Raw genomic sequence first — 13,098 nt, forward strand, 5'->3', positions numbered from 1 at the left:
AAAGCAAGTTTCACGGCTTTTTCGGCTATGACATCCAAGGGGTCTACCAGGGGGACCCTTAAATCTTCTTGCCTTAGAGCTACGCTTATTTCCGTACAGCCTGCTATTAATCCATCGCACCTTTTTTCAAGCTTTTTGGCAACTTCAAGGAGCAATTTTCTTCCAAGTTCCACGTCACCAGCTTTCACACCCTCATATATCCCTTTCATAACCTTTTCTTGATCCTCTTCTGAAGGAACAATTCCTTTAATCCCCCTCTTTTCGAGGGCTTTTTGGTAAATACCGCTTACTATTGTGCCCGTCGTTGCAAGGATGCCGACCCTTTTCATGCCTAAGGAAGCCACGTAGGATGCAGTCTCTTCAATCATGTTTATCAGCGGTATTTTGATGGCTTTTTGAATCTCTTCAGCGAAGTAATGGGCGGTGTTGCATGGCATTATTATGAAATCTGCCCCCCATTTCTCAAGTTTTTTTGCGCTATCTATGAGTTCTGGAAGGGGGTTTTCGCCTTTTCCGAGGATGTAAGCAGTTCTGTCAGGGATTTTCGGGTTGTTGTAGATGATTATCCTTGGATGGTCTTGGTCCCTTTTTGCTGGGGTCTTGAGGACTATCCTCTTGAATAAATCTACTGTTGCAAGCGGACCCATTCCACCCAAAATGGACTTCTTCTCTTGCGGGCAGCAAATGTTGCATATGCAGATGTTTTAGTCAAACTAAATCGTCAAGCAAAAAGGGATGACATCAATAGCTTCATTTACGAAGCAATTGCAAATCCGAGAATATACGAAATAACAGAATACATTGGAGGAGATTATGACTTCTTGCTAAGATTTTTTGAGTCAAACCTAGAAAGCCTCAAATACCACATAAACAAATTTCTCAGTAATAGCCCGATTGTGGAGGATTATAAAATCTACCCAGCAGTAGGAAGTCCAAAAGCATGGTACCGCTCCTTCAAACTGAAATTTTAAATCATGGAATTCTTTTGGTATTATTTTGATCGCTCCTTTTCAGTTTAAGTTTTAACTACTAATTACGACATTCATGGGATTAAAGCCAATTTCTAAATCAATACTTTACGAAACATATAGACAAAAATTAACATGAGGTGAATGGAATGGCTGGGAATGTGCTTGAGGTTCGCAATCTTAAGATGTATTACTTCACCAATAGGGGTGTTGTGAGGGCTGTTGATGACATAAGCTTCGATTTAAAAAAGGGAGAAGTCCTAGGACTTGCCGGTGAAAGTGGTTGCGGCAAGTCCTCCCTCGGTTTTACTCTCTTAGGCATGCCAAGCCCCCCTGGAAAAATCGTTGGAGGTAGCATCAAAATCGACGGAAGAGAAATCGTAGGCCTCCCAGAGAGCGTGCTTAGAAAAGAAATCCGCTGGCAGAAGATATCCATGATATTCCAAGGAGCCATGAACGCCCTAAACCCAGTCTACACCATCGGCTACCAAATGATAGAACCCCTAATCTACCACAAAGGAATGAGCAAAGAAGAAGCACTAGACAAAGCCCAAAAATACCTAGAACTCGTCGGCCTCGACCCCGAAATCGTAAACCGCTACCCCCACGAGCTTAGCGGAGGAATGAAACAAAGAGTAGTCATCGCCACAGCACTCCTCCTAGAACCAGACGTCGTCATTGCAGATGAACCAACCACAGCCCTCGACGTAGTCGTCCAAGCCCAAATCATAAACACAATGAAAAAACTCAAAAAAGAACTCGGCCTCTCAATGATATTCATCACTCACGATTTGAGCATTCTCGCGGAAATAAGTGATAGAGTAGCAATAATGTACGCGGGCAAAATAGTAGAGATCGGCGACAGTGAGAAGATTTACTATGAACCCGCCCACCCGTATACTCAAAAGCTCCTTGCAGCAATCCCAAGACTCCACGAGGATGTAGAAAAGCTCGAATTCATCCCAGGACAACCACCAAACCTAATCAACCCGCCAAGTGGATGCCGCTTCCACCCAAGATGCCCCTACGCAACACAACAATGTAAAGAACAAATTCCAGAGCTGAAAGAAGTTGAAAAAGACCACTACGCCGCATGCTGGTTATTGTGAGGTGTGAAACATGGCGGAACCAATATTAAAAGTTGAAAACCTCAAAAAATACTTCCCAATTAAGAGAGGATTTATAGACACATTAAGAGGCGCACCCCAAAAAGTCGTCCACGCAGTTGATGGCGTAAGCTTCGAAATACAAAAACAACAAGTCTTTGCCCTAGTTGGCGAGAGCGGCTGTGGAAAGTCCACCACCGGAAAACTCATAGTCAAACTCCTCGAGCCCACAGAGGGCAAGATATACCTCGAAGGCCAGGACGTTACAGAGATTAAAACCAAAGAAGAACTCCTCGCGTATAGAAGAAAAGTCCAAATGATATTCCAAGACCCATTCTCCTCAATGAACCCAAGATTCAGAATATACGACGTGCTAGAAGAACCACTGTTAATTCATGGAATCGGCGAGACTAGGGCGGAAAGAGAAGAACTCATTTACAAAGCCCTCGAAATGGTCAAAATCGTCCCGCCCGAAGACTACGTAGGCAGAAACCCACACATGCTCTCCGGCGGTCAAAGACAAAGAGTAGCGATAGCAAGAGCCCTAATCCTCAACCCGACCTTCATAGTTGCTGACGAGCCCGTTTCAATGCTCGACGTTTCAATCAGAGCAGAAATCCTTGAATTAATGAAGGAGCTCAAGGAGAAGATGGGCGTCACGTACCTTTACATTACTCACGACATGTCCACGGCAAGGTACTTCGCCGACTGGATGGCGGTCATGTATTTGGGAAGGATTGTTGAGATGGGGCCTGCGAAGGTCGTCATTGATAATCCGCTACACCCGTATACGAGGGCTTTGCTTGCAGCTGTTCCAGAGCCAATTCCGGAGAGGAGGAATATTATCAAGGAGATTCCAATTAAGGGTGAGGTTCCGAGTGCTGTGAATATACCTCCTGGATGTAGGTTCCATCCAAGGTGTCTCTACATGGAAAAGGGGCTTTGTGACGCCAAACACCCGCAATTGGTAGAGTACGAACACAACCACTGGGCAGAATGCCACCTAATAGGAAAATACTAATTTTAAATCATGGAATTCTTTTGGTATTATTTTGATCGCTCCTTTTCAGTTTAAGTTTTAACTACTAATTACGACATTCATGGGATTAAAGCCAATTTCTAAATCAATACTTTACGAAACATATAGACAAAAATTAACATGATTAAATTTTTAAATATTGAAAAATTTAACATTAGTATATGCAGATTTGACTAAATTGTCTAAAAGTGGATTGGAAAATCATGAAGCTAGTGAATGAGGGGAACGGTTGGTCCTGACACTAGCTGAAGAAAAAGAAAAAAGAGGGAGGTAGAATGGGATCCGGTTATAACATGCATGCCCTGGAAAAGATTTTGGCTACCCATGCTGGAAAGAAAGAAGTTAGCCCTGGAGAAATCATTAATTGTAAAGTAGATCTGGCTGCAGTAAATGACCTTTATCTGCAGGTGATTAAATCTTTTCAAGAAATGGGAGGACAAAAGGTAAAGGATCCCGAAAAAGTTGCATTTATTTTTGACCACTATGCCCCAGCCCCGACAATAAAGGCAGCATTAAATCAAAAAATTATGAGAGAATTTGTTAGAGAACAGAAAATCAAATACTTATTCGATGTAGACGCTGGGATTTGCCATCAGATTCTGCCAGAATCTGGGTTAGTATGGCCAGGAATGTTGCTAATAATGACTGACTCTCACACCACTACTCACGGTGCTTTTGGAGCTTTTGGAACAGGAGTTGGAGCAACTGATCTAGCTGTTGCATTATTGACAGGTGAGTTATGGTTCCGTGTGCCTGAAATTATTCGTATAAACGTTGATGGTTATCTTCAACCAGGAGTAATGGCTAAAGACGTCATTCTTCATATCATTGGAACTCTAAAGCAAGATGCGGCTATTTATAAGGCTATTGAATTTACCGGAAGTACGGTGAAAGAATTAAGCATTGATGGAAGGATGGTTCTAACAAATATGAGTGTAGAAATGGGAGCCAAGACGAGTTACATACAACCGGATAATAAAACACTTGCATATTTAAAGTCACGTGTTAAGAAACCATTTAAAGTGTATACTACAGATCCAGGGTACAAATATGCTGAGGAATTCTTATTTGAGGTTGAAAAATTAGAGCCCCAAGTTGCAGTACCTCACACAGTAGATAATGTGGTTTCTGTAAGTGAAGTCGAAGGAGTTGAAGTAGATCAAGTATTTATTGGCTCATGTACTGGAGGACGTCTTGAAGATATAGAAATTGCAGCTCGTATCCTTAAGAATAAAAAAATAAACAAAAACACTAGACTAATAGTAGGTCCTGCATCTAAAAATGTTCTTTTAGAAGCCATAAATGCTGGGTACATTGATATTCTTCTAAAAGCAGGAGCTACAATAATACCACCCGGTTGTGGGCCTTGTTTAGGAGCTCATCAAGGGGTTTTAGCTCCGGGAGAAGTAGGGGTAACAACAAGTAGTCGTAACTTCCCTGGACGTATGGGGAGTAGAGAAGCAAAAATATACATAACTTCACCAGCAACTGCAGCGGCAACAGCTTTGGAAGGAAAAATAGCTGACCCGAGAAAATATATTAAGGAATAGGGGGGAAGTTCATGGAAAAGATAATCAGAGGAAGGGCATATAAATTTGGGGATAATATAGACACTGATCAGATATACCCTGGTCGATATCTGGAATTAACAGAACCAGAAGAAATAGCGAAACATGCTATGGAGGATGCTGACCCCACATTTCGTGAGCGGTTTGTTAAAGGGGGAATCATAGTCGCGGGTAAGAACTTTGGATGCGGTTCTAGCAGGGAACATGCAGCCATTGCTCTAAAAGCAATTGGAGTAAGTCTTATTATAGCAGAATCTTTTGCGAGAATTTTTTACAGAAATTGTATTAATATTGGCTTACCGCTGTTAATATGCCCAGGAATTACCAGATATGTCCAAGAAGGAGATATATTGGAAGTAAACTTGGAAACAGGGGTAGTAAAGAATATTACAAGAAATACAGAGTGTAAATGTCAACCCCTTTCGGAGTATGCTTTTCGTATTCTAGAAGCTGGGGGTATTAAGCCCCTTATAAAAAAGAAACTCGAAGAAGGAGGTGATTAGTTTGGATCCCCTATTAGCTTTTGTAATAGGAATGGTCGTCTTAGTGTTAATAGCGATTAAGCCTTTCAAAATGCCAGCATTTATTGCACTGACAATAACAGCATTAGTAATAGGTATCTTAGCAGGAATGTCTCCTTTAGAAGCTATTAGCACATTTACACAAGGTTTTGGGAGTTTAGTCACTAAAATTGGTCTAGTAATAATATTTGGTATTATACTCGGTAGATATTTGGAAGTCTCTGGAGCAGCAAAGTCAATGGCTTTGGCCTTTTTAAACATCTTTAAAGAGAAGAATGCGCCCCTTGGAATGGCTTTAAGTGGATATGTATCATCAATACCAGTATATAGTGACGTGACATTTGTTATATTCACTCCACTTATGAAAGCAATATCTGCAACAGCAAGAATATCCTTACCTGTTCTTGCAGTAAGCTTATCTGCTGGAGCCTTAGCAACTCACGTATTTGTTCCACCAACTCCCGGACCCCTAGCTGTAGCAGGTTTACTCAATATCGAACTCGGAAAAATGATAATATATGGATCTTTAGCTGCACTTGGTATGACCTTAGGGGGATGGGCGTTTGCAGTGCTTTATCTCCAGAGAAAATATCCGGATGTTTATCCTACTTTGGAAGAGATTTCAGAGAATGTATCAACTGAAGAAAGGCTACCAAGCGCTAGTAGGTCATTTATTGCACTGTTAACTCCTATGGTATTAATACTACTAAACACAGCAGGTTCAATATTGCTACCTGAAAATTCTTCACTCTTAGCATTCCTCAAAATCATTGGAGACAAGAATATAGCATTAATGATAGGTGCAGGACTTGCAGCATTGTTGTTGAAGGATTATATAGGCATAGAAGGCCTAAAGAAAAATGTAGACGAGTCATTGAGGATTGCAGGCCCAATTGTATTTATAACTGCAGCAGGTGGAGGCCTAAGCTCAATCCTTAAAGCTTCGGGGGCGGGAAAAGCTGTCGCAGAGGGAATAGCTTATGCAGGAATTCCCCCGATACTCGCAGTGTTTATAGTAGCAGGTATCCTGAAAACAGCTACGGGATCTGGAACAACGGCAGTCATAACATCAGCAACATTAGCAACACCTTTCGTTGAAATGGGGGTTCCACCGATTTTAATAGCTCTTGCAGCAGGTTCCGGAGCTAGGTTAGTATGTCATGTTAACGATAGTTTCTTCTGGGTCTACACCAAGATGACAGGATTTGATACCGAAATGGGACTGAAGACTTTAACTATAGGAAATATCTTTATGGCATTAGGAGGGTTTATAGTTACTTTGATTTTGGCTGCCATAGGTGTTCGCTAGAGGAAATCTTGTCTCTTTCATTTTTTCTTTTACCTACGAGGGATACTTGTAGAAATGTTTTCAGTTTTAGAAGGTTTAATTTTTAATTGTGCTTCTTGGAGGGTTTCTTTTTGCGAGAATTCTCGGATCTTCAGTCCGGCGCTCTCCCAGGCTGAACTACCGCCCCGCACTCAAATTCGATTTATAAATCTTGCGGTGAGGTTAATCTTACCCTTTTATACTAAAATCGAAAAGCTTATAAAGGATGATCATTTTAATAACTATTGGTAACCAAAAACAATTGGGGGTGAGAGAGATGGTCAGAAGATGGTGGAGGAGAGATATTTGGGATCCGTTTGACATAATGAGAGAGATTCAGGAAGAAATCGACGAGATATTTAACGAATTCTTCAGAGGTCCAAGACTCTGGAGCTACAGAAGATTTGGCGAACCAGGAGAGGAATTTGAACTGAGAAGTGAGGGAGTATGGAGAGAACCATTCGTTGACATCTTTGACACTGGTGAGGAGTTCGTTATCACAGCAGAGCTCCCAGGAGTCAGAAAGGAGGACATAAAGGTCAGGATTACAAATGACACTGTTTACATTGAAGCTCAAGTGAGAAGAGAGCAGGAGCTTGAGAAGGAAGGAGCAGTGAGAATTGAAAGATACTACAGCGGCTACAGGAGAGTCATCAGACTACCAGAAGAGGTTATTCCAGAAAAGGCAAAGGCCAAGTACAACAACGGTGTTCTTGAGATAAGGATTCCCAAGAAGCACCCAACCAAGAAGGAAGAGAGAGAAGGCTTCGAAGTTAAGATCGAGTGATCTTTTCTATTCATTCTTTGAATTTAATTTATTTTTGGCTTAAATAAGCGATATCACGATCATCTGCTAAAAATATGGAGGTGGTATAGATGGCAGACAGGAGAGAAATTAAACTTAAAGTTGCTTCCGCTTACCAGAGGGATGTTGGTAGGGGAATTGTTAGGATTGATAGGAATGCAATGAGGAAAATCGGAGTCCAGCCAGGAGATATTGTGGAAATTATTGGTACTAAAAACACTGCTGCAATAGTTTGGCCCGCTTACCCAGAGGATGAAGGGCTTGACATAATAAGAATGGATGGTACAATAAGAAAAAACGCTGGCGTTGGTCTTGGAGATGAAGTAACCGTAAGGAAAGCTGACGTTAAAGAAGCTCAGAGAGTCGTTTTGGCTCCCACAGAGCCTATTAGATTTGGCCAAGACTTTGTTGATTGGCTCCATTCAAGGTTAGTTGGAAGACCTGTGGTTAGAGGAGACTACATTAGAATCGGTGTCCTTGGACAGGAGCTAACATTTGTTGTCACGGCAACAACGCCTTCGGGAGTAGTTCAAATAACGGAATTCACTGAATTCACGATCTCAGAGAAGCCAGTAAAAGAAGTCGCAAAGACACCAGCTCTGGGAGTCACCTATGAGGACATTGGTGGTCTCAAAGATGTTATCCAAAAGATCAGAGAGATGATAGAGCTTCCGCTCAAACACCCAGAGATCTTCGAGAAGCTCGGTATTGAGCCACCCAAGGGTGTTCTGCTTTATGGACCACCGGGAACTGGTAAGACACTCCTCGCTAAAGCTGTTGCCAATGAGGCAAACGCTCACTTCATAGCAATAAACGGTCCAGAGATAATGAGCAAGTACTACGGTGAGAGCGAAGAGAGACTCAGAGAAGTCTTCAAAGAAGCAGAAGAAAACGCTCCGAGCATAATCTTTATTGATGAAATTGATGCAATAGCACCAAAAAGAGAGGAAGTTTCTGGAGAAGTCGAGAAGAGAGTTGTTGCCCAGCTGCTTACATTGATGGACGGTTTGAAGAGCAGAGGAAAAGTTATAGTTATTGGGGCAACTAACAGGCCTGATGCAATTGATCCAGCTTTGAGAAGACCCGGCAGATTCGACAGAGAAATTGAAGTCGGCGTTCCAGACAAGCAGGGAAGGAAGGAAATACTCCAAATCCACACAAGAGGAATGCCAATTGAACCTGACTTCAGGAAGGGAGAAGTTAAGAAAGTGCTTGAAGAGCTTAAGCAGGACGATAGGTTCAAAGAAGTTGCCGAAAAAGCCCTTAAGAGAATAGACGCAGTAGCCGACAGAGACGAGGAGATTAAGAGACTCCTTAGGGAGATCGATGAGAGACTCTACGAAGAAGTAAGACACCGTTTGATTGACCTTCTCCTTGAGGAGCTTGCGGAAAAGACTCACGGATTCGTTGGAGCTGATTTGGCAGCATTGGCAAGAGAAGCCGCTATGGCAGCATTGAGAAGGCTTATCGAGGAGGGCAAGATAGACTTTGAGGCAGAGACTATTCCAAAGGAAGTCCTCGAAGAGCTCAAAGTAACCAGAAGGGACTTCTATGAGGCTTTGAAGATGGTGGAACCTTCGGCTCTTAGGGAGGTCCTCATAGAGGTTCCGAACGTTAGGTGGGAGGACATTGGAGGTCTTGAGGAAGTCAAGCAAGAACTAAGAGAAGCCGTAGAATGGCCACTGAAGTACCCAGAAGCATTCATGGCCATGGGAATCACACCGCCCAAGGGTATCCTCCTCTATGGACCACCTGGAACCGGTAAGACTCTCTTAGCAAAGGCAGTAGCAACGGAGAGCGAGGCTAACTTCATTGGCATCCGCGGACCGGAAGTCCTTAGCAAGTGGGTCGGAGAGAGCGAGAAGAACATTCGTGAGATATTCAGAAAGGCAAGACAAGCTGCTCCTACGGTTATCTTCATTGACGAAATAGACGCAATAGCTCCAAGAAGGGGTACAGATGTTAACAGAGTTACAGATAGGCTCATTAACCAGTTACTGACTGAGATGGATGGTATTGAGGAGAACAGCGGTGTGGTAGTTATTGCCGCCACGAACAGGCCTGACATACTCGACCCAGCATTGCTTAGACCCGGCAGGTTCGACAGGCTTATCTTGGTTCCAGCGCCAGACGAAAAGGCAAGATTAGAAATCTTCAAAGTCCACACAAGGAATGTTCCGCTGGCTGAAGACGTCAGCCTAGAAGAACTCGCAAAGAGAACCGAGGGCTACACTGGAGCTGACATTGAGGCAGTAGTAAGAGAAGCTGCACTCAATGCAATGAGAAGGGCAATAGCCGAGGGAATAATTAAGCCGGGAATGAGGGCAAGTGAGATCAGGCAGGAAGTCAAGGTTACAATGAAGGACTTTGAAGAAGCACTCAAGAAGGTCGGTCCAAGCGTTAGCAAGGAAACAATGGAGTACTACAAGAGAATAGAAGAGATGTTCAAGAAGGGCAGAGCTGAGCTAACCAAAGAACAGAACAAAGACAGAAGTGTCTTCTGATTTCCCTTTTCTATCTTTTTAAGCTTTTGAGCCACCTCTTTAATTTTCTTGACTCTTCTGATTTCTCAAGAAGGAAAGATAAAGGCAGTCACTTCAAAAGCTTCACGAATTCTCTCATCCATGCGTACAAATCTCCGGGATGTCTTGAGCTTACCCAGTTGCCATCAACAACAACTTCTTTGTCGATGTACTCTGCTCCCGCGTTTATGAGATCGTCTTTTATCGTTACGACACATGTTCCCTTTCTTCCCTTTAGGACTCCAGCGGAGATAAGTATTTGTGGGCCGTGGCATATGCTGGCAACAGGCTTTCCGTATTCAAACATCTTTTTGGCAATTTCAACTGCCTTTGGGTTTATCCTAACTCTCTCTGGTGCCTTTCCTCCCGGCAAGACAAGGGCGTCAAACTCTTCTGGATCAACCTCATCGAACAGCAAATCAACCTTTGCAGAATACCCATGCTTTCCAACTATTGTATCTTTCTTGTCGCTTGCCACGTATACTTCATGTCCTTCCTCCTTTAATCGGTGGAGGGGGTATATCAATTCCAAATCCTCAAATCCATCTGCACTTAAAAACAGCACTTTCATTGCTATTCACCGATGACAATGTTAAAGCCAAAACTTAATAAAGATTTTTGACCATAAGGTGTATAATACCTTAAGCAAGGTTTAAAAAGGGACTTCTCCTAAAAAATTTCGCGTCCGTGAGTATGGGCGAGATTACTTGAGGTGAGAGAGATGAAAAAGCGCTTGCCTGGGAAGGTGAGAAGGGCTATAAGGGCCAAATATTATGATATTGAGCCAAAGGCATGGGTAGGTAAGAGAGGTTTAGATAAGAGTGTCCTCAACGAGATCAACACTCAGCTTAAAAAAGATGGCATATTAAAAGTTGAAATCAAAAAAGGTGCTTTAATCTCAACTCAGATGGACAGAAAGGCGATAGCAGAAAAAGTTGCAGAGCTTACAGATAGTGAACTCATTGAGGTTAGGGGCAAAAGGTTTATATTGTTCCGTCCCAGAGAGGGATGGGAAAAATATTTAAAGAAGCTCAGGCTTAAGGAACTCTCGAAAGAGAGACGGGAAGAAAAACCCGTTAAGAAAGTCAAACTCGATATCGCTCAATTTAGGAAAAAGTTTAAGAAAGGGAGGGAGTGAAGAATGGCAACAGTTTATGATGTTCCCGGTGATTTACTCGTTGAGAGGGTAGCTCAAAAACTGAAGGAAATCCCCGAGATAAAGCCACCTGAGTGGGCACCCTTCGTTAAGACCGGCAGGCACAAGGAGAGACTCCCAGAGCAAGATGACTGGTGGTACTACAGAGTTGCTTCAGTACTTAGAAAAGTCTATATCGACGGACCAGTTGGTATTGAAAGGTTAAGGACATGGTACGGTGGAAGAAAGAACAGAGGACACGCCCCAGAGCACTTCTACAAGGGAAGCGGAAGTATAATCAGAAAGGCCCTTCAACAGCTCGAAGCAGCAGGATTCGTTACAAAAGTACCTGGAGAAGGAAGAGTGGTAACTCCAAAAGGAAGAAGCTTCCTTGACAAAGCTGCAACAGAGCTCAAGAAGGAGCTTGAAGAAGTAATCCCTGAGCTTAAGAAGTACTGATACCTTCTTACTTTTTGACTTTGGCTTTAATTTAATCAGTTTTTTGATACTTTTTGAATACCATATTTAGGGGTGATAAGATGGCTGAGGACATAGAGGAGATTAGAAAGAGGAAACTTTTGGAGCTTCAGAAGAGACTTGCAGAGCAACAGAAAGAAGAAGAGGAAAGAGCGAGACAGGAAATGGAGTTGGAAGCTCAGCTGGATGCTATAATGAAGCAGATTCTTACACCGGAAGCTAGGGAGAGGCTTGCAAGGGTCAAACTTGTAAGGCCCGAACTTGCGAGACAGGTAGAATTGATTCTGGTTCAATTATACCAGGCTGGCCAAATAACCGAGAGAATCACGGATGAAAAACTTAAAAGGATTTTAGCTCAGATAGATGCTAGAACAAGGAGAGAATTTAGAATTAAATGGTGATAAAAACGTGAGAATTAAAGACGTTATCAAGATACTCAACGAAAAAGACGAAGTTAGTTTGGATATTTGGAAGCCAGTATCAGCAAGAAAAAGTAGTGATGGGACTCTAGACATTCTCTACATCAACCTCGTTGTTGGAAGTAAGAAGGATCCGGTTTTCCTTTGGGTGTATGTTAACGTCCTTAAAGACGACGTCAGGGTGCTTGAAAAGATTACTTTTAAGAAAGAGCATGTAAATTGGATAACGAATTCGATATCAAAATTTGGAAAAACTTAAGATTTATATATGAGGATTGACAAGTTCACTGACCGTGGGGGTGTAATTGTGACTAAGCATAGGGTTTGCCCAGTTTGCGGTTCCGATAAGTTTATTCATGATCCCGAAAGGGGAGAGGAAATCTGTGCAAATTGCGGATTTGTAATTCAAGAGGACATGATTGATATGGGTCCCGAATGGAGGGCATTTGACGCTTCTCAAAGAGAAAAGCGCTCCAGAACCGGTGCGCCTGAAAGCATTTTGCTCCACGATAAGGGTCTCTCGACGGATATAGGCTACGACAGGAATGTAAAGGGTTTGATGAGAGAGAAAATCTATAGGCTTAGGAAGTGGCAGAGCAGGCTTAGAGTTAGCGATGCCGCCGAGAGAAACCTTGCCTTTGCGTTAAGTGAGCTTGATAGGCTTGGTGCAAGATTAAACTTACCGAAGCACGTTGAAGAAGAGGCGGCAAGGCTTTATAGGGAAGCCGTTAGAAAGGGGCTTATTAGGGGAAGGTCTATTGAGAGCGTTATTGCCGCATGTGTTTATGCGGCTTGTAGGCTATTAAAAATCCCGAGAACTCTTGACGAGATTGCCGAGATCGCTAAAGTTGACAAGAAGGAAATCGGGAGGAGCTTTAGGTTCATAGCAAGGAACCTTAACCTAACTCCCAAAAAGCTCTTTGTGAAGCCAACAGATTACGTCAACAAGTTTGCCGACGAGCTTGGATTGAGTGAGAGAACTAGAAGAAGGGCTATAGAGCTTCTGGAGAAGGCATATGAAATGGGGCTTACGAGCGGTAAAAGTCCGGCTGGACTCGTTGCCGCTGCGTTATACATTGCCGGTCTGCTGGAAGGAGAAAAGAGAACTCAAAGGGAAGTGGCTGAAGTCGCTAGGGTAACCGAAGTTACTGTAAGAAACAGGTACAAAGAAATGGTAGAAAAGCTGGGGCTAAAGCTTCCGCTTTGAGTAT

General features: G+C 42.8%; 14 protein-coding genes. 12 read left to right on the plus strand and 2 right to left on the minus strand.

Annotated features, from left to right (window positions below; all coding sequences use genetic code 11):
* On the minus strand, positions 1-647 hold a 647-nt coding region (cuyB, locus tag NF865_RS00005; protein WP_253304617.1), incomplete at its 3' end, for a cysteate racemase.
* A 470-nt stretch (positions 648-1,117) separates the two neighbouring features.
* Here cuyB and NF865_RS00010 point away from each other — a divergent pair.
* From NF865_RS00010 to NF865_RS00040, 7 genes are all read left to right on the plus strand, one after another.
* Positions 1,118-2,077, plus strand: coding sequence for an ABC transporter ATP-binding protein (locus NF865_RS00010; RefSeq protein WP_253304618.1), 960 nt, complete (start codon positions 1,118-1,120; stop codon positions 2,075-2,077).
* A 10-nt stretch (positions 2,078-2,087) separates the two neighbouring features.
* Positions 2,088-3,095 carry an ABC transporter ATP-binding protein gene (locus tag NF865_RS00015; RefSeq protein WP_253304619.1) on the plus strand — a complete coding sequence of 336 codons (1,008 nt, stop codon included), beginning with the start codon at positions 2,088-2,090 and terminating at the stop codon, positions 3,093-3,095.
* Positions 3,096-3,388: 293 nt separating this feature from the next.
* The gene (locus tag NF865_RS00020) at positions 3,389-4,663 is read left to right on the plus strand and encodes a 3-isopropylmalate dehydratase large subunit (protein WP_253304620.1); all 1,275 of its coding nucleotides are present in this window, start codon (positions 3,389-3,391) and stop codon (positions 4,661-4,663) included.
* Between the two features lie 11 nt (positions 4,664-4,674).
* Complete coding sequence (locus tag NF865_RS00025) at positions 4,675-5,184, plus strand: 3-isopropylmalate dehydratase small subunit (protein WP_253304621.1); 510 nt, start codon at positions 4,675-4,677, stop codon at positions 5,182-5,184.
* A 1-nt stretch (position 5,185) separates the two neighbouring features.
* A complete protein-coding gene (locus NF865_RS00030; protein ID WP_253304622.1) occupies positions 5,186-6,511 on the plus strand; it encodes a GntP family permease in 1,326 nt (441 codons plus the stop codon).
* 295 nt (positions 6,512-6,806) lie between these two features.
* The gene (locus NF865_RS00035; RefSeq protein WP_253304623.1) at positions 6,807-7,316 is read left to right on the plus strand and encodes an Hsp20/alpha crystallin family protein; all 510 of its coding nucleotides are present in this window, start codon (positions 6,807-6,809) and stop codon (positions 7,314-7,316) included.
* Between the two features lie 89 nt (positions 7,317-7,405).
* Complete coding sequence (locus NF865_RS00040) at positions 7,406-9,838, plus strand: CDC48 family AAA ATPase (protein WP_253304624.1); 2,433 nt, start codon at positions 7,406-7,408, stop codon at positions 9,836-9,838.
* Positions 9,839-9,926: 88 nt separating this feature from the next.
* Here the strand turns inward: NF865_RS00040 and pfpI are convergent, their stop codons facing one another.
* Entirely contained in the window at positions 9,927-10,427 is a 501-nt protein-coding gene (pfpI, locus tag NF865_RS00045) for a deglycase PfpI (RefSeq protein WP_253304625.1), read from the minus strand.
* A 150-nt stretch (positions 10,428-10,577) separates the two neighbouring features.
* On the opposite strand from pfpI, the gene NF865_RS00050 reads away from it, so the two are divergent.
* The 5 genes from NF865_RS00050 to NF865_RS00070 all read left to right on the plus strand — a co-directional run bounded on the left by NF865_RS00050 (position 10,578) and on the right by NF865_RS00070 (position 13,094).
* Positions 10,578-10,994, plus strand: a complete 417-nt coding sequence (locus NF865_RS00050) for a YhbY family RNA-binding protein (RefSeq protein ID WP_253304626.1) — start codon at positions 10,578-10,580, stop codon at positions 10,992-10,994.
* Between the two features lie 3 nt (positions 10,995-10,997).
* Positions 10,998-11,450 (plus strand): 30S ribosomal protein S19e, encoded by a 453-nt coding sequence (locus tag NF865_RS00055; protein ID WP_253304627.1) that lies wholly within the window; start codon positions 10,998-11,000, stop codon positions 11,448-11,450.
* An 80-nt stretch (positions 11,451-11,530) separates the two neighbouring features.
* Entirely contained in the window at positions 11,531-11,869 is a 339-nt protein-coding gene (locus NF865_RS00060) for a DNA-binding protein (protein ID WP_253304628.1), read from the plus strand.
* The gene (locus NF865_RS00065) at positions 11,832-12,146 is read left to right on the plus strand and encodes a hypothetical protein (RefSeq protein WP_253304629.1); all 315 of its coding nucleotides are present in this window, start codon (positions 11,832-11,834) and stop codon (positions 12,144-12,146) included. The genes NF865_RS00060 and NF865_RS00065 overlap by 38 nt, the downstream gene beginning before the upstream one ends.
* A gap of 48 nt (positions 12,147-12,194) precedes the next feature.
* Entirely contained in the window at positions 12,195-13,094 is a 900-nt protein-coding gene (locus NF865_RS00070; protein WP_253304630.1) for a transcription initiation factor IIB, read from the plus strand.
* Positions 13,095-13,098: the final 4 nt, after the last annotated feature.

The organism is Thermococcus aggregans, assembly GCF_024022995.1.
Lineage (GTDB): Archaea > Methanobacteriota_B > Thermococci > Thermococcales > Thermococcaceae > Thermococcus_A > Thermococcus_A aggregans.

What these genes read in the sequence shown, in the direction of transcription:
- NF865_RS00040 (WP_253304624.1), top strand. Translation starts at nt 7,406, where the DNA reads ATGGCAGACAGGAGAGAAATTAAACTTAAAGTTGCTTCCGCTTACCAG.
- NF865_RS00035 (WP_253304623.1), top strand. Translation starts at nt 6,807, where the DNA reads ATGGTCAGAAGATGGTGGAGGAGAGATATTTGGGATCCGTTTGACATA.
- NF865_RS00010 (WP_253304618.1), top strand. Translation starts at nt 1,118, where the DNA reads ATGGCTGGGAATGTGCTTGAGGTTCGCAATCTTAAGATGTATTACTTC.
- NF865_RS00050 (WP_253304626.1), top strand. Translation starts at nt 10,578, where the DNA reads ATGAAAAAGCGCTTGCCTGGGAAGGTGAGAAGGGCTATAAGGGCCAAA.
- NF865_RS00055 (WP_253304627.1), top strand. Translation starts at nt 10,998, where the DNA reads ATGGCAACAGTTTATGATGTTCCCGGTGATTTACTCGTTGAGAGGGTA.
- NF865_RS00020 (WP_253304620.1), top strand. Translation starts at nt 3,389, where the DNA reads ATGGGATCCGGTTATAACATGCATGCCCTGGAAAAGATTTTGGCTACC.
- NF865_RS00025 (WP_253304621.1), top strand. Translation starts at nt 4,675, where the DNA reads ATGGAAAAGATAATCAGAGGAAGGGCATATAAATTTGGGGATAATATA.
- NF865_RS00015 (WP_253304619.1), top strand. Translation starts at nt 2,088, where the DNA reads ATGGCGGAACCAATATTAAAAGTTGAAAACCTCAAAAAATACTTCCCA.
- NF865_RS00065 (WP_253304629.1), top strand. Translation starts at nt 11,832, where the DNA reads ATGCTAGAACAAGGAGAGAATTTAGAATTAAATGGTGATAAAAACGTG.
- pfpI (WP_253304625.1), bottom strand. Translation starts at nt 10,427, where the DNA reads ATGAAAGTGCTGTTTTTAAGTGCAGATGGATTTGAGGATTTGGAATTG.
- NF865_RS00060 (WP_253304628.1), top strand. Translation starts at nt 11,531, where the DNA reads ATGGCTGAGGACATAGAGGAGATTAGAAAGAGGAAACTTTTGGAGCTT.